Origin of the sequence: Paenibacillus segetis, from assembly GCF_014639155.1 — a bacterium.
In the GTDB taxonomy this organism is placed as follows: Bacteria; Bacillota; Bacilli; order Paenibacillales; family Paenibacillaceae; genus Fontibacillus; species Fontibacillus segetis.
The window spans coordinates 261,903-278,986 of record NZ_BMFT01000005.1 but is presented as its reverse complement, the minus strand read 5'-3'; the positions used below and the strand labels follow the sequence as shown (position 1 = coordinate 278,986).

At 43.1% G+C, this 17,084-nt stretch carries 11 protein-coding genes and 2 riboswitches; of the genes, 2 read left to right on the top strand and 9 right to left on the bottom strand.

The features are described 5' to 3' along the window. From IEW05_RS23660 to IEW05_RS23640, 5 genes are all read right to left on the bottom strand, one after another. Positions 1-953 (bottom strand): choice-of-anchor A family protein (locus IEW05_RS23660; RefSeq protein WP_188542328.1); only part of this gene is annotated, 953 nt, incomplete at its 3' end. A 100-nt stretch (positions 954-1,053) separates the two neighbouring features. Beyond that, a riboswitch (cyclic di-GMP riboswitch) is annotated at positions 1,054-1,141 on the bottom strand. A 125-nt stretch (positions 1,142-1,266) separates the two neighbouring features. Beyond that, the gene (locus IEW05_RS23655) at positions 1,267-1,698 is read right to left on the bottom strand and encodes a GtrA family protein (RefSeq protein WP_188542327.1); all 432 of its coding nucleotides are present in this window, start codon (positions 1,696-1,698) and stop codon (positions 1,267-1,269) included. Next, complete coding sequence (locus IEW05_RS23650; RefSeq protein ID WP_188542326.1) at positions 1,688-2,686, bottom strand: glycosyltransferase family 2 protein; 999 nt, start codon at positions 2,684-2,686, stop codon at positions 1,688-1,690. Before IEW05_RS23650 ends, IEW05_RS23655 begins: the two co-directional genes overlap by 11 nt. 31 nt (positions 2,687-2,717) lie before the next feature. Then, entirely contained in the window at positions 2,718-6,539 is a 3,822-nt protein-coding gene (locus IEW05_RS23645) for a glycosyltransferase family 39 protein (protein WP_188542325.1), read from the bottom strand. 263 nt (positions 6,540-6,802) lie between these two features. Continuing rightward, entirely contained in the window at positions 6,803-8,203 is a 1,401-nt protein-coding gene (locus IEW05_RS23640) for an NCS2 family permease (protein ID WP_188542324.1), read from the bottom strand. A gap of 154 nt (positions 8,204-8,357) precedes the next feature. Beyond that, positions 8,358-8,458, bottom strand: a riboswitch (purine riboswitch). Positions 8,459-8,866: 408 nt separating this feature from the next. Between IEW05_RS23640 and IEW05_RS23635 the strand changes: the two genes are divergently transcribed. Beyond that, positions 8,867-9,640: a DeoR/GlpR family DNA-binding transcription regulator gene (locus IEW05_RS23635; RefSeq protein ID WP_188542323.1), complete on the top strand. Its 774-nt coding sequence runs from the start codon at positions 8,867-8,869 to the stop codon at positions 9,638-9,640. Between the two features lie 23 nt (positions 9,641-9,663). After that, positions 9,664-10,794 (top strand): N-acetylglucosamine-6-phosphate deacetylase, encoded by a 1,131-nt coding sequence (gene nagA / locus IEW05_RS23630; protein ID WP_188542346.1) that lies wholly within the window; start codon positions 9,664-9,666, stop codon positions 10,792-10,794. 63 nt (positions 10,795-10,857) lie between these two features. On the opposite strand, the gene guaA is transcribed toward nagA, so the two are convergent. From guaA to IEW05_RS23610, 4 genes are all read right to left on the bottom strand, one after another. After that, entirely contained in the window at positions 10,858-12,396 is a 1,539-nt protein-coding gene (gene guaA, locus IEW05_RS23625) for a glutamine-hydrolyzing GMP synthase (protein WP_188542322.1), read from the bottom strand. Positions 12,397-12,473: 77 nt separating this feature from the next. Further along, on the bottom strand, positions 12,474-14,747 hold the full coding sequence (locus IEW05_RS23620) for a transglutaminase-like domain-containing protein (RefSeq protein WP_188542321.1): 2,274 nt from the start codon (positions 14,745-14,747) through the stop codon (positions 12,474-12,476). After that, positions 14,734-16,020 (bottom strand): DUF58 domain-containing protein, encoded by a 1,287-nt coding sequence (locus IEW05_RS23615; RefSeq protein WP_188542320.1) that lies wholly within the window; start codon positions 16,018-16,020, stop codon positions 14,734-14,736. Before IEW05_RS23615 ends, IEW05_RS23620 begins: the two co-directional genes overlap by 14 nt. Beyond that, positions 16,017-16,985: an AAA family ATPase gene (locus IEW05_RS23610; protein WP_188542319.1), complete on the bottom strand. Its 969-nt coding sequence runs from the start codon at positions 16,983-16,985 to the stop codon at positions 16,017-16,019. Before IEW05_RS23610 ends, IEW05_RS23615 begins: the two co-directional genes overlap by 4 nt. Between the last annotated feature and the right edge of the window lie 99 nt (positions 16,986-17,084).

Below are 17,084 nucleotides of genomic sequence, written 5' to 3'. Positions count from 1 at the left end.
CTCGGCGTTTCACTTGGTGTCGGGCTCGGCGTTTCACTTGGTGTCGGGCTCGGTGTTACACTTGGTGTGGGGCTCGGTGTTACACTTGGTGTGGGGCTCGGTGTCGGAACTAGTGGGGGATCAATGAATGGGACATGATGTCCTTCTATACTTCCTATAATTGAATCAGCAACTAACGTTCCATCAATTTGACCATATGTCGTCTGAATATGAGCTTTAGGTGCAAGTACCGAACCTTTAACTCCACCATCCAAGATCTGAACTAATGTTGCTTCATAAAAATTAAACAATACCCTTTGAGGGTCTATATTAAAATATCCTGCTGTCCCCATAACTCTATTCGTACCGCTAACATTAATAATCGTTGTCGAACCCTCAGGAACATCCAACCATAACTCTCCAATGTTTTGATCGATACTAAAGACATTAAGTACAGGATCCTCACCTTTTAATTTCAAAGGCTGAGGCTCGCTGGAATTGACTATTCCGTTTGGTAGAAGATTAGCTAGTTCCGAAGAACTTTTAATCAAATCCAACCTTGCATTTTCAAAATCCATTACATTATCGATATTTCCCTGTCTCAATTCACCATCCGGAATGCCAAGACCGGAAACAGTTAAGGAGCCTCCATATACTGCATCGCCACTATTAATTTGACCGTTACTGAAGACTAAATCTTTCTTTACGATCAAAGCCTGTTCACCTGGCACTTTCTCACTATTAATCGAATAGTTAGCAAAACTAGCATTTCCCCCAACTGCCACTCTTCCTTCTACATCAGAATTAGACATATTGAGGTCCTTAAAAATAAAGAAATTAAAATCACCCGCTACCCCTAAGTAAGTTGATCCACTTGCACGAGCCGTCCCTCTAAAACCTTGTAATGAGCCTACAATGAGCAGCAAAATCAACATACTCACCCATACAATCTGGCTCTTTCCCCTTCTTCTCAAGTGCTCACCTCCATAAACATATTGATAGATTGTAAATAAAAGTTTCTCCTACCTAAAATTTATGTCATTTAAACACAAAAAAGACTGCCATCATAAAACTCATGGCAGTCGGACGATCATTGCACCTAAGGTACATTAGACTCCGGACTTTGCGTCCTATCCTTTCGGATAGTTTGCTATTATACATGATAACAATATAAAAATGGATTCTCCATCTCGATGTTATCAACTCAAAAAATCAGTGATATTTAGCACATTCATCCAATTTATCTGTATCATATATGGTTTATTTATTCACGTCAAGATTTTTTTATCACATTTCACTTTTTCTTCCATGTTTCTCTACAAACACCCATTTCCTAGTAGCAAAGAAGTTAATGATTACAGTACCACAAGTCACGATCAGCTTAGCTAGAATGGGATGAAGACCCACCTGGTGGATGAGCAAAGACAATAAAGGAAGCGAGCAACCAAGAACCACTAAATTGATCAATGCAAACTTCGTAAACTTTGCAATATCAAATTTTTGCTGATGGTCGATCCTATCATTAAATGTTAATCGTTTATTCATAAAGTAGCTATTCAACGTACCAGCTGCATACGAAATACACTGAGCCAATAACGCGAATACCCCCAACCACAACAACAAGGTAAATATCACAAAATCGATTCCCGTGTTCACTAAACCTACCAAGTTAAACTTCAAAAATTGTTCAATTGGTTTTTTGAGAGATTTAACCGACATATGCTTCCGTCTTAGCCTCCGATATTTCTGTTGTTTGTACTTCCTTAGTCTCAGGATAACCTTTGGTCTCACTGACAATATACAAAGGTCTATCTTTAGATTCGTCATAAATACGTCCGATGTATTCCCCAATAACACCTAATAGCATGAGGACGATACCGTTGAACAATAAATTAATCCCTATAACTGAAGCCCAGCCTGCGATCGTTTTGGATGTGAATATCTTTTGAAATAATACGACGAACAAATATATGAAACTTGATATCGACAAGGTGAAGCCTAGATATGAAGCCATCTTCAATGGCTTATAGGAGAAGGATGTAATTCCATCCAACGCAAATGAAATCATTTTACGCAGTGGATATTTCGTTTCACCTGCAAAACGTTCTTCGCGCACATACTCCACATACGTTTGGCGAAACCCGACCCAGCTCACAAGACCTCTAACAAAACGATTCTTCTCCTTCAACCCCTTAAGCACATCACAAACTTTACGATCTATTAGACGAAAATCTCCAGTATCGAGTGGAATTTCAACACTGGTCATTTTTCTTAGCAGTCGGTAGAATAATTTGGCCGTGATTTTCTTGAACAAAGTCTCGCCTTTACGAACCAACCTTTTCGCGTATACGACCTCATACCCTTCCTTCCATTTGGAGATCATATCGAGAATGACTTCCGGTGGATCTTGAAGGTCTGCGTCAATAACCACAATAGCATGTCCTTTCGCGTGATCCATACCTGCAGTAATTGCAATTTGATGACCAAAGTTTCTCGAGAAATCGATCACACGCACATTAGAATCCCTATTGGAAATATCACCGGCAATGGCTGCTGTACGATCCCTGCTTCCGTCATTTACTAGAATCATTTCGTAGTTCTCTCCGGTGCAATCCATTACCTGTTTCAACCTGAGATAAGTATGCTCAATAACTTCCTCCTCATTGAACATGGGGACAATAATGCTGTACATGATTGACATGATCATTCTCCTTTCAAATTTTACCGTAATCTAAATTCTAAAAAACCCACGTTTGGAACCAGCGCAAAATATGATCTACATAACTTTGTTTAACGACCATTCCAGATAGCACCGGATAGAACATGATGAATAACAGAGCAGCTACGGCAATATAAGAATAGCGAATGTATTTAAAACTCTCGAACTTGGATTCAAACACTTTCATCATATAAATAATGCCTAAAATCATAAATGGCACCATTGCAAAATAGTGATACAAAAAAGTGGATCTCGGCACTAACATCCATGGTACATATTGCGACAGAAAAGCGATCCATATAACGTAAAACCTTTTATCCTTACGCTTAATTGTGAACCAAATCGTTAATAGCATAGCAAATATACCGCTCCACCAAACCAAAGGATTCCCCATTGTAACTATACTTGAGACTAATCCGGGATCAACTTGATCACCAGCGCTATAGAACCAAACAGGTCTTTTCATAAACGGCCACTCCCACCATGAAGAGGCAAAGGGATGGGTCGATTGAAGCTGACTGTGATAATGATACATATTCGTTTGTTCCTGTATTAAGCCTTTGATAGTAAATCCAGCTTGAGAAGCCGTTAACGATGGAATAAAAGCTAAACTATATATAATTAACGGTATTATTATAAAGAAGCCGATACATGAAGCCAACGTAATAATACAGTTACGTCCAAATGACCTCGCCGCATGTTCGTAAGCTAATCGTGTTGCATTATTCAGCCCTCCTTTTGCTAATGCTTTGCTAGCTGCAACAGACTGACGGTAACGTTCATAGAGTGAAATTCCTAGCATGATCGCTAATCCAGCTCCGCCATAAAGCACGATCCATTTTGATGCTACACCAATCCCAAAGAATAAACCTGATAAGAACAGTGGATTAAGTGTCTTCCTTAACGGGATTAAGTAAAAATTCTGCGACACATAGCGATACATAAAATAAAACATCAGCATGATGAAAAAGACACCATATACATCGATCGTAGCAATTCTGGTTAATGTAAAATGCATGAAATCTAGTGCAAATAGCAATGCTGCGGTGACCGCATACTCTCTTTTACCAAATAAACGTAGGGCAAAGACATAAATAATAGGTAACATTCCTGCACCAAATAACGTGCCAACAATCCTCCATCCAAAAGGGGTTACTCCAAACAACTTTATCCCGATAGCTATCAGTAGTTTACCAAGCGGCGGATGGGTATTCTCGTAAGGTACTATCCCGTGTAAATGTTCGTAAGCAGTACGAGCATGATAGATTTCATCAAAATAAGTACTATTTAAATAACTTTGTTTATAAGCAACGGACGATGACTCATCAAATAGATTAGCTGGCGTCCCTTGGATTGAGCCAGTGGCATTATCCGCATAAATCTCCTTAATATCTGTAGGTGTCGATTTCCCCTGTTCAAAGAAAGCAATCTCATGCAGCATAAATCCAGGTGTCTCAACTGTTAGCTTCGCATAACGTGCACTTACATCTATAGGAATGATATTCCATTCGAATACCTTGCCTGTTGGGTCTACCTCCTGTGCTTGAGACCACTCATCTGGAGAATTACCAAATTCAATCTTATATTTACCTGAACCTACACCACCAAAAATATTCATCTGCGCCAGTTGTTTTGTATCGCCTAAATCTACATAAAAGTTCTCTCCTGCCGCACGTGGTTCCCACACCGTTTGAGGATCCTTCATTGATCCCAAATTATTAAGAGCTAATGCCGTATACAGAAGAGTGATCGCTACAATCCATATCCAATCTTTTCGTCTTAAAAATCTGGAATCTCCTCTCTTCGGTTTAGTGTCCGATTTGACGATCTCAGATAATATCTTGTTCTCTTTCTCCACCCTTTCTTGCTCAGTGATCGGCTGTAGTAGCCTCCGCTTCCCAAGATAATAAATGTCATATCCCAAATACAGCATGTAGGCCAGCAATCCCAAATTACCTATAGAGCATAACATTACGATACCGTCCGTAGGTGGACCCTGCCCAATAGACGTATAGGAATGTAGGACATAAGCGACATTCACAAATTGAGTCACACTGAACCCGAAATATAAAGAAAGGAAACGTCTATCTTTGCTCTGAATAAAGCAGAATAAGCAAAGGATTAATGCTGGAAACATATAACGCTCATGCATTTTAGGACCAAGAATGAAAACGACTGAAATCAGTACAAGTCCTATAAAATAAGAGGCTGCCGCTTTTTTCCCCGCTTTACCCATAAAAAAGTACACTGCTAATGCAGTTGCCACAAGTATCGAAATGTTTCCCCAAGTCTGATAGGAAAGAAGTAACCATTTCTGATCAATAGGTACCCAGTTCCCACCGGTTAGGGCAAATAGATTAAATGCATTAACTGATGCATAAGGGTAAGAGGATAACGTCGACTTGTAGAGATTAACTAGTGCTACAAACCCTCCATTCCCCCAGAAGAAAGGGAGTGATAGCAAGACGAATGCTGCCAGACCATAACCTGCACTATACAAAACCCGTTTCCAATCACGTCGATATAGAAATGCTAGAAGAAGTACTGGAGTAAAGATTAGCGCTTGGGGTTTAATTAATACTGCAATAGCAAACCAAACTGCCGACCGCTCCATCCGTCCTTCCGTGTTACTGATAATAGCCAGAATTAGGAATATAACGAAGAACCCGTCCATTTGCCCCCAAGCCGCAGAGTTTACTAAAGTACCTGGGTTAAACAGATATAGCAACATCAAGCCAAGAGCTAGACCCTTTCCAAATCTCTTCTGCCCCGATCGATAGATGATAATTCCTGCAGTTAAGTCACCTAATATAGCTGGGAGTTTAAAGAGAAGTCTTGCAGCTACAGAAGTCGATTCAAGCCCGAATACCGATTTGATAGACCCTAGTAAATAAAGGACATACATATAACCAGGTGGATAATCAGCAAATACCCCATCTTGATAGAAGTGACCCATCCCTTGTGTTACCACGCGATCCGCCCAACCCATAAAAGTATACAAATCTCCGGTATACCCAGGTATCGCTACTGCAATCCAAATACGAATGATTAACGCTGTCACAATTGAAAGTGATAGCCACATCTTGTAATCCGGTCTTAATATCTCCTGCCACTGTTTCCGCAGCATTTTTGTGTATACGAACGCAAACAACAAACTGAATAACACGGTGATCGCTAGCACGGGTAAAACCGAGACAGGCTTTTTAGTTACTTCTTCTTGCTTGTTCTCATCTTGTCCCTGATTTTCTGGAGCAAACATCGAAATGACTGAAATCCCTTGTCCAGGTTTGTCTACTTTTTCTACGGAAATATCATCGAATAACGCCTTTCCCGCTACGAGCGTTCCATATGCGCCGATTCCCGCACCAATAGATACATCTTGTTGATCAGGACCCGTTTGCCCATAAAAAGAAATCTCTTCCCAAGTGCCACTAGGGGTGATTAATTGGGGATAATCTCCCATAACGCCCAATATAAATAGGTTGGCCCCTGCTGTGGCAGCCTCCTCCATCTGCACAACTTTGACCCAACCTGATATTTTATAATATGAATTTGCCTCAACGGACACCTTCTGAACCCATTTGGCATGATCTGGATTAAAATTGTTAACAACCGCAGCCGAGTTACCTGAATGAACTTCACCACTCTCCACAGAAAGTTGACTAGCACTTTCCTCTGTCACCCATACATCTTGGCTCCAAAATTCAGGCACTGCCGATTGGGCGTTCTCAAAGCCTCCATTTTGTATTAAGTTCTCCGCTGCAAAAATGCGGGCAGGATTCAAACTTACCAGGAGCAGCAATACTCCAATAGCCACAACATATTTTGTTATCCTCGACATTTCCCCTCTTCACCTCAGACGATAATTTTGCATCGGTCAGATATTATACTGACGGTTATTTTGATTAAATTGTGATTGGGCCTAGAAGCAAAGAGGTTGAATCTAGGTAATATATTATTGGTACAAAATAACTATACTAGTAACATTATCTTTAATCTAATGTAATAACCGGTATCGGTCAATCCTATACGCATAAAAAAAGCCTGCAAGTCCGTATGACGGACCTGCAGGTATTCGAAGTAGATTAATAGTTAGATGAGATGTTAACCTGCGCTACCAAGGAAGATATAACGAAGAATTATCAGTACGGCCAATACCCACATGAGCCAATGAATATCGTATTTTTTCTTCCCAATAACATTAGCTACGAATGCAAGAACAACATAGAATACGATACCAAACGAAATTCCGTTTGCGATGTTATAAGTGAAAGGCATCATAGCGATCGTCATGAACGCTGGAATAGCTACAACCATGTCTTGGAAATCAATCTCACGAACGGACTGCATCATCAACACACCGACGATAATCAGTGCAGCAGCGGTTGCAGAACCTGGAATCAGAGCAGCCACTGGAGCTAAGAACAATGCTAACAAGAAACATGCGCCTGTCGTTACTGCGGTAAGACCTGTACGTCCACCTTCAGCTACCCCAGCTGCACTCTCAACAAAAGCCGTAGTAGTTGAAGTACCTAACATTGCACCACCCGTAACAGCTACAGCGTCAACAAACATAGCTTTACCAACGCGTTTCTTACCTTCTACAGGGTCTTTCATAATTCCGGCACGAGTTGCCGTACCAACTAATGTACCAAAAGTATCGAACAATTCAACGAATGTAAATGTAACGATTGCAGATACGATACCGGTATGAAGAATACCATCCCAGTCAAACTTCATAAAGTTAACTTGTGTAAAATCAGGAATCCATGGAGTTTGTGGATCTGACAAAGTGTTTAGATCTACAACACCCATTAACAATGCAACAACTGTTGTGCCTAAAATCCCGAACAGAATCGCACCACGAACATTAAGTACCATCAAGATACCGATCAGAAGCAAACCAATAATAGCAAGTTGAACATCACTGTTTGTCAAGCTACCCATGTGGATAACTGTTTCAAAAGAAAGTACATCTGTAAATGTATGTGCAGCAATATCATTACCAGCCTCAACACCAATGGTCATCAAACCACTGTTCTTAAGACCAAGGATCGCAATGAACAACCCGATCCCTACCGTGATAGCATGTTTAAGTGAGTCTGGAATTGCATCCAGCAACATTTGGCGTACCCGAGTAATTGTAAGTAGGATAAAAATCAAACCAGAGATAAAAACGGCTGTTAGACCCATTTCCCAAGTAAAAGGATGATCCGTTGTAGACGAAGACAGAATAACGGAGGCAAAGTAAGCATTCAGGCCCATACCTGGTGCAAGTGCTACTGGGAAGTTAATGAAAAGACCCATGGCGATCGTGAAAATACCAGCTGCAAGAGCAGTCGCCAAGAAAACAGAGTACCAGCCCATATCAATCTGACCAAATGCAGTAAGCGTGTTCGGATTGACCGTTAGGATGTAAGCCATGGCCATAAACGTGGTCAGACCCGCCATAATTTCCGTACGTACTGTTGTACCATTCTGTTTAAGCTTAAAGAACCGATCCATGATTTAAAAACTCCTCCTTATAATGAGTCGGAAACGACAAAAAGCCCGGGTTACATTAACACTCACCCCGGCTATGTGAACAAAAGAGGCATGAAAAAATGCTGTACACTTAAATCGACTTGGTTGCCGTCACTTAAGTCCAACACTTCATACATATCACGCTTCTTCATTTCGTAGCCAGATCATTTACGGTGATCTCGTAGAAACTCCCAGGCCAATCCCCGGAATTATACGAAAAGCATTTAGTTGTAGTTTGTCGAATATCCCCGACAGTCTTACTTTGAAGACTTATCACATGATTTATTCTAGGCGTGAAGAACTATATTGTCAACATAAAAACGAATATTATTTTATGAAAAATCAATAAACGTTCGTGATTGGTTATATTATTAGTGTTTTTCTCCGTAAAATTTACTTCTCATGTCATTATCCTACAAAAAAAGTCTGGAGTCGTATAGTAACGAATTCCAGACTTCGTAATTTATTGGTTATTCATCCCCACTCGACCGTTACTATTTCACGCAATCTGATTCGCTTGCCCTCTAAATCAATCAATATTAATAGCACAAAAAAAACTTACAAAAACTTAATATATAATCTAAAAAAACTTACATAATTGCAAACCGCTTCATTTTGTGATACCTTTGGTGTGAGGTGATCAACATGGATCAAACGCAACGATTAGCGAGGATTCTAGAAATATTGGAAGATCGAAAGCAATTGACACAAGAAGAATTGGCCATGATCTTCTCCATCTCCAAAGATACGGCACGAAGAGACATACTCGCATTAACGGAGCAAGGCTTAGTCGACCGCATTCGAGGCGGCATTTCCTTGCCGGTCATGAGAGCCCAAATTGCAAGTTATACGGATCGTCTAGTAAATCATGCAATCGATAAACAAGCCATTGCGGCCAAAGCCGTTGAATGGATCCCAAACGGAGCAACGATCATGCTCGATGTCTCCACGACGGTGCATTTCATTTCCAAACAGCTGACACAGACGGGATTGCTCGTCGTCACCCATTCGATCGACAATGCGATTTCCGTCTCGTCCCGACATCAAGACAACAAAGTATATTTGCTGGGCGGTTATTTCAACCCCGATTCCCACCTTTTATACGGTTCTTCGATCGGCGAGCAACTGAAGCAATTTTATTTTGACTATGCGTTTATCGGCGCTTCAGGCATAACCGAAGATGGGCTGTTCTATTCTGAGCTGGAAGATGTCCAAGTGAAAAAATCGATTCTACAGCATTCCAAAAAAGTCTGTCTCGTGGTGGATGCATCTAAAATGAATCAGACGTCGTCTTTTAAAATCAGCTTTGAAGGAATCGATCTTCTTATTACCAATCAGCATCTGCCTGCAGCGATCCAAGAAAAACTAGACTTGTACGGCATTGAAGTCATAGTAACCTCAGAGGAGGAGCACCTGTGAAGACGATACTTTCCAACATTACGATGATTCAGAACGGAGCGCTTATGCCTGCTAGCGTCTGGATCGAAGATCACAAAATCAAATCCATACTTCCTCCGAATCCGGCAGCGGAAGATGTTCAAGATGCAGACCGTATCTTGGACGGACAGCATAACCTGTTGATTCCAGGTATGATTGACGTCCATATCCACGGCGCAAAAAATCATGACATGATGGATGGAACGACGACTAGCATTCAAGCGGTATCCAAAGCATGCGCAGAAACAGGATGCACTGGATTTCTGGCTACGTCCGTAAGCTCTTCACTGGATGACCTTCTCGCCATGATTCGCAGCGTCAAACAAGTCGTCGGTCATGAAGAGGGTGCCAAAATTGTCGGAATCCACCTGGAAGGCCCTTACTTGAACGTTGCGCGCAAAGGCATGCAAAACCCGAAATATTTGAGACATCCTGATCTTCATGAAATGGAGCTAATCTTCCGCGAAGCCGGAGATCTGATCAAGATGGTCACGATCGCTCCCGAGCTGCCTGGCGGCATCGAACTTATTCATGATTTAACACGCAGAAATGTCGTGGTCGCCATCGCCCATTCCGACGCTACTTACGAGGAAGCACAATTGGCCTTCCATGAAGGAGCCACCCATATCACCCATTGCTTCAATGCCATGCCGAGCATCCATCATCGTTCTCCCGGACTTGTGACTGCCGCATTAGAGAACGATCAGGTCAGCGTTCAAGCGATTGTCGACGGTGTGCATTTGCATCCCGGCATTATCCGCCTCATGCATAAAATCAAGGGACCGGAACGCATGGTTTTAACGACCGATGCGCTGCAAGCCATGGGGGTCGGCGATGGCGAATATCTGTTCGGCGGTCATCACGTGACGGTCAGGGACGGCATTGCGAGACTGCAAGATGGCACGTTGGCATCCAGCACGATAACGATGAACCGTTCCCTCAAACTGAGCACAACGTTCGGCATCTCGCTGGAAGACAGCATTCGGATGGCTTCTGCCACGCCGGCGTCGATCCTTCAGTTGAATCAAATCGGGCGAATTGAAGCAGGTTACGATGCAGATCTCGCCCTGCTCGACGAGAACTTCGAAGTCGTCGAAACGTTCATTAAAGGCGTACCATATCAAGCATCTCTATAAAACAAAAGCACAAAAAGCCGAAATCCCTTGAAAACCAAGAGATTCCGGCTTTTATTCTATTTCCTATTCCCACTCAATCGTTGCAGGTGGTTTCGAAGTAACGTCATAAACGATACGGTTGACGTTCTCCACTTCGTTAACGATACGAACCGAGATTTTCTCAAGTACGTCCCAAGGGATACGTGCCCAGTCGGCTGTCATACCGTCGATGGAGGTAACGGCACGAATGCCGACGGTGTAAGAATAGGTTCTAGCATCACCCATAACACCTACGCTCTTCATGTTTGGCAATGCGGTGAAATACTGCCAGATCTCGCGATCTAATCCGGCTTTGGCGATTTCTTCACGCAGAATGAAGTCAGAATCACGAACAATCTTAAGCTTCTCTTCCGTTACTTCGCCAAGCACACGAATGGCAAGTCCAGGACCTGGGAACGGCTGTCTCCAGACGATGGCCTGCGGCATACCAAGCTCTTCGCCGACTTTACGTACTTCGTCTTTAAAGAGTGTGTTCAACGGCTCGATCAGGCTAAACTTCATGTCTTCAGGTAGTCCACCAACATTATGATGTGATTTGATCGTTTGCGCTGTCGCTGTTCCACTCTCTACGATATCCGTATACAGTGTACCTTGCGCTAGGAAATCAAAATCACCCATCTTAGCAGACTCTTCATCGAAGCAGTAAATAAACTCATTACCGATAATCTTACGCTTTTGTTCAGGATCATCCACACCAGCTAGCTTACTAAGGAAGCGTTCACGTGCGTCAATCTTCACGACATGGATGTCGAATTTGCCGACAAATGTCTCCATAACGCTTTCTGCTTCTCCCTTACGTAAGAGACCATGGTCAATGAACATACATGTCAATTGATCACCTATTGCGCGGTGAATAAGCATAGCCACTACTGAAGAATCAACGCCACCACTCAGCGCGCACAATACTTTTTTGTCTCCAACTTTGTTACGAATATCTTGAACCGCGTCCTCGATAAACGTCTCCATGCTCCAGTCACCTTTGCAACCACACACTTCATACAGGAAATTTTTAATCATTTCATTCCCATGTACAGAATGTCGTACTTCTGGGTGGAATTGTACGCCAAACATCTGACGCTCTTCATGAGCAAAACCAGCGATTGGCGCATGTTCTGTCGAAGCGTCGATACGGAACCCGGTTGGAAGCTCCACAACATGGTCTCCGTGGCTCATCCAAACGGTTTGTTTGGCATCCAGTCCTTTTGTCAATACAGAATGATCGGCAAAATCTACATCGGCTTTTCCGTATTCACGCTTAGCCGCACGTTCTACCTTACCACCCAAATCTTGGGCCATTAATTGCATACCATAACAAATCCCGAAAATTGGAACACCGATATCATAGATAGCTTGATCAATTTTCGGTGCACCTTCTTCATAAACGCTGGACGGTCCACCAGAGAACACAATCCCTTTTGGAGCTAGCTCACGCAAACGCTCCGCTGAAGTGTTGTATGGCAATAATTCACTATAAACACCTAAATCACGAATTCTTCTTGCTATTAGCTGATTGTATTGTCCTCCAAAATCCAGAACAACAACGATTTCACTTGGCTTTTTCATTACCGAGCCTCCCTTAATATGAGACTTATTATACGAAACGACAAAAGAGGTAGTCAAGGAAGATCACATATGTGATATTATTCCTGCTGAACAGCCATATTCCAGCATTGTTTTAGAAAATCCCTACTCGCTTTTCGGTCTATCCTAATTCTTCCATAATATAAGGATTCCCATACAGTGATGAAGTGTTCTAATCGCACCCCTTTTTCCTGATTACCCCAAGTGATGAGCTGGGCATATTCCCTAACCGTCATCGTTTGTGGCTTATTACCATAACGTAAGTAAATCTCACGCCATACCCTTTCTGCAGCGCTCAGCATCAGGGTCCGATCTGGAAAACGGCGATAAGGTTTGACCATCTGTAGCCATAAGAGAATGATATTCCTGCGAAACATAATCTCCCGGTATACCATGGTCAGGAATCCAGTACCGAGAACTACAGCAATTGTTTCAACCAAATATCGATGCATCCACAATTGCAGTTTTAGAGCTGCTTCACTTATCCCCTGCTTCAAGCTTCCCCAAGTATTGTTAATCATCGGAATGATGCTAGATAACTTACCGCTATCCTCGTCATGAAGAGATGATACAGAAGCTCCGGCATCATAATCGAACCCCGGAGTAGGATCAAACGGAACCCAACCTTCACCAGGAAAATATACCTCAACCCATGCGTGAGCATCTGCATAACTTACGTTATAGAGTCGACTGTCCTGTTTATTAGGCTCTCCCGGAGCAAACCCCTTTACCCAACGCGTAGGAATGCCAGCGCTTCTGAGCAGGACCGCCATGGAAGTGGAGAAATGATCGCAATATCCACTTCGTGCTTCAAATAAGAAGTGATCGACAAAGTCATCCCCTGCTGAGGGAATGTTGGAAGTCAGACTATAGGTATAATTTGACTCCAAATAATTCATGACAGCGAGGACTGCATCATAACGGTTGGATGTATCCCGAACCAAAGTAATTCCCAGATCTCTCACACGCTGGGGTAATTTCACCGGAAGTTGCAAATAACGTTGCACATTATCCTCAGGATCAGAACCTTGAGTAAGTCTTAGTTTCTCACTTGGAACTTGTTGTAATGCTACTGTCAGCTCATAACCTTGAAGAGGTTGTGCCGTACTTACAGAATCGATAATTAATGCATCGGATTCCGCATCAAATCGAGGAGCTGATAGCGATGATCCTGCTTGGTCTTTACCTGAATTAATACTAGTTAGGCTCACCGGAATACCACCGCCGATAAGCACTACTTTCCCACTTATAGGTTTATTAAATGTAATAACTTGCTCAATCCATTCACTTTTGAAGGTAGAAGCCCCCTCAAGAGTAGACTCCATATTCTTCAATCCTGCGTTACTCTCGATAGAAGGATCTTGCGTCCATCCACGCCCACTATAGAAGCTCTTACTTTCTCCTCGCCAATAAGTAGGGCGCGGGGAGCGTGCAGTGAAGAAGAGTTCGTGTCGCAGGGTCAAGGATGAACCAAGCTCTGTATCGTCACGGCTGTATCCCGATATTGCGTAATCTGCGCTTTGCCGACTTGGCGATGTTGCGCCACTCCAGTCCCCAAAGGCTTGGATTGCCTTATGCCAAGGAATGTTCATTGTGGGCCGATTTGGAATTACCAAACTTAGCAAACCAGCCCCTAGAACACAGGTCAGCACAGTAGCACTACCGACGATTATCCATGTTTTACGACTCTTCGCCGCGGGATTCATAAAGATGAATGCCTGAAGAAGTAATCCCCACGCAGCAGCTCGAACAAGTCCAGCATACACGGATAGGTCAAATGCTAGGTCAAGTGCCAGCAAATAAAATATGGTGACAGAAAAGAACAGCATGATGCTCCCCTTACTTATCGCTAACATTTGCACTGAAACAACTAATAAAGTCCAGCCGATTAGCAACAGAAGTATACGTGATTCCATGCTGATTCCATAGATTCTGCCTGAATGAAATATCTCAGACACATCACCCGCCCCAACCTTCAAATAGCTAGCAAACCAGCCTATTCCCTTCTCCCTGCCATAGACATAAAACATGGTCCCTATAATGAGCAACGGAGGAAATGACGTATACAAAAATACAGGTAAGCGCAGACAACCAAGAAACAACAAGATCCCGGTTAGTATAAAAAAAATCGTGACACTAAATGTTTCGCCCTCGTTTATAAGCGAATACAGTGGATAGAGCCATTCACTGAACAAAGCAAATAGAAGCATTGATACTATGATTCGCTGGACCCAATCCTTTAATGCATCATTCTGCTGTATCGATAACTTATGAGTAGGTGAGGCACCCACATGTGAATGAGAAGAAGAGCTTTGTTTCTCAGGCACTAACATGGGCTGTACCTCCTTCTGTCGCGGAGAATGTGGCGATATGTGATGTGAGATACCGAATGGTAATTCCATACTCCTGAAGGCGTGTACTCCACTTCTCACCCTCCGTGCCGGGTGCCGATCTATTGACACACCATACTTCGGGCTGATCTCCGCTATTCGATAGACGAAGAATAGACTCTGCCATCTCTGGGGTCATGATTCCAGTGATAATTGTCATGATTTGAGGCTTCCCGGATCGGCATTGATTAGCACGAACAAATAGCTTCGATACAGACTCAGAATCACCGTTTTCTTGCAGAACACCAGCCAATAAATTTAAGCCATCATATAGACCACGATTTCCTGAAAGATGTTTTGCGCTCTCCATGTCCCCATAGCAGAAGTAGACATCTCCACTCCCTTTAGTAAATTCCCTCTTTAGCCAGGTTGCAGCTGCAGATATGGCCATTTCGAACATCTGATTAGTCTCGCCTAAGCCCACCATTCTCTCTGCAGACTTCCCCCCTAGGATATGAGCGTAAGCTCCTCTTCTGGTATCGAGCAGTAAATAACGAGGCTCCTGACCAGCCTCATCCGGAATACGAGTTAATAATGATCCTCGCTTGGCAGAACCTTTCCAGTGTATGCGGCGTAACGGATCTCCTGCCTCGTACTCTCTTATATGCCCTCCCAATTGGGTGGAAACTCTTGACATAGATACTATCTCTTCGGAGTCATTTCCTTCTATTCTCCCATCTAGCTGAGAGGAATCCATTCTTAGTAGGGAAGGGTGAACAATAAGAACGTCAATCCCCTCTATGTATAGACTTCGTCTAAACCAACCAAAGGCATCTCCCCAAGTTAGTGTGATAGGACAGTCCATATATATCCCACGTGGCAATTCATTTAGAATATATTTCCCGGAATATTCTCTTCTAAATCCAGCAAACCATAATACGCCTCCTTGCCTCTGCGCCACTCCCTTACTAATACGAGAAGCTGGACCTGCGAAGCCATCTCGAACTTCTAACCACATGGGTGGAAATCCACCGAATATAGTAATGGAAAGCGTGACCTCCACTTCATCACCTACCGAAGGAGTGATTGGACTCCATGACCTCTTTACGACAGCTCTCTTAGGTCCAATGAGTTGGACTACTGCTCCCTGAATCATAATAAAGAAAAATAACAGCATTAAGAATAGCGAGGAGCTTCCACCTCGCCATCCGTACAAAGCTGCCATTAATCCTAAGCAAACACCAGCTACCAACCAGATAAGGACACTGTTCCTCATGAGGACAATCCTTTGGCCCTACTGAATATCGGAACCTGGGTCTGATTCAACAGCTCAGTAATGACATCGCCTCCGTAAATTCCCGATATTCTTGACTCTGTTTTCGGTACAATCCGATGGGAAAGAACAGCTTCTGCTACGGCCTTTACATCATCGGGAATGACATACATCCGCCCCTTGATATAAGCCATAGCCTGAGATGCCCCCATCCAAGCCAATGTTCCACGAGGGCTGATTCCAAGGATCGTCTTGGGATGTCGGCGTGATACCTGAGCTACCTCGACCATATACTTCTTGATAACTTCATCGACAAACACTGTTCTCACTTGGCGCTGCATGAGGCTCATCTCTTCTAGCAACATCACTGGCTTTAGTTCCTCAATCGGCCGAGACTCCTGGAAGCGACCCAGCATCTCAACTTCATGATCAGGCTGCGGATAACCAAGTGTAATCCGCATCAGAAAACGATCGAGCTGTGCTTCCGGCAGGCGATAGGTTCCCTCATATTCCAATGGATTCTGCGTTGCCAAAATTAGAAATGGCTTGGGTAGGGGATGGGTAACTCCATCCACTGTTACTTTGCGCTCTTCCATTGCCTCTAACAACGCCGATTGCGTTCGTGGTGCAGCACGATTGATCTCATCTGCTAGCACGATATTAGCCAAAATGGGGCCGGGCCGAAATTGAAATTGACCATTATGATTATGATACACCGTTACTCCGGTCACATCAGAAGGCATCAAATCGGATGTAAATTGAATCCGCCCAAATGTTCCTCCTAGGCAAGCAGCCAATGTGCGAACTAACATTGTTTTCCCAACACCGGGTACATCCTCTAATAAAATATGGCCACCATAAAGCATGGCCACAACCGCGAGCTCAATTTCTTTCTTCTTTCCAACGATCACTGTATCTACTCGACTGACCAATCTCTCTAGTAGATCACATGCCTGATCGTGCCTCATTGCGTTCCCCTCCATCTTTCGATTGTAAATCTATCAATAGCTTCTCCAGAAGCTATCGAAAATAGACCTACAAGAGAGAGGAGTTTTTTTTGAAAACTT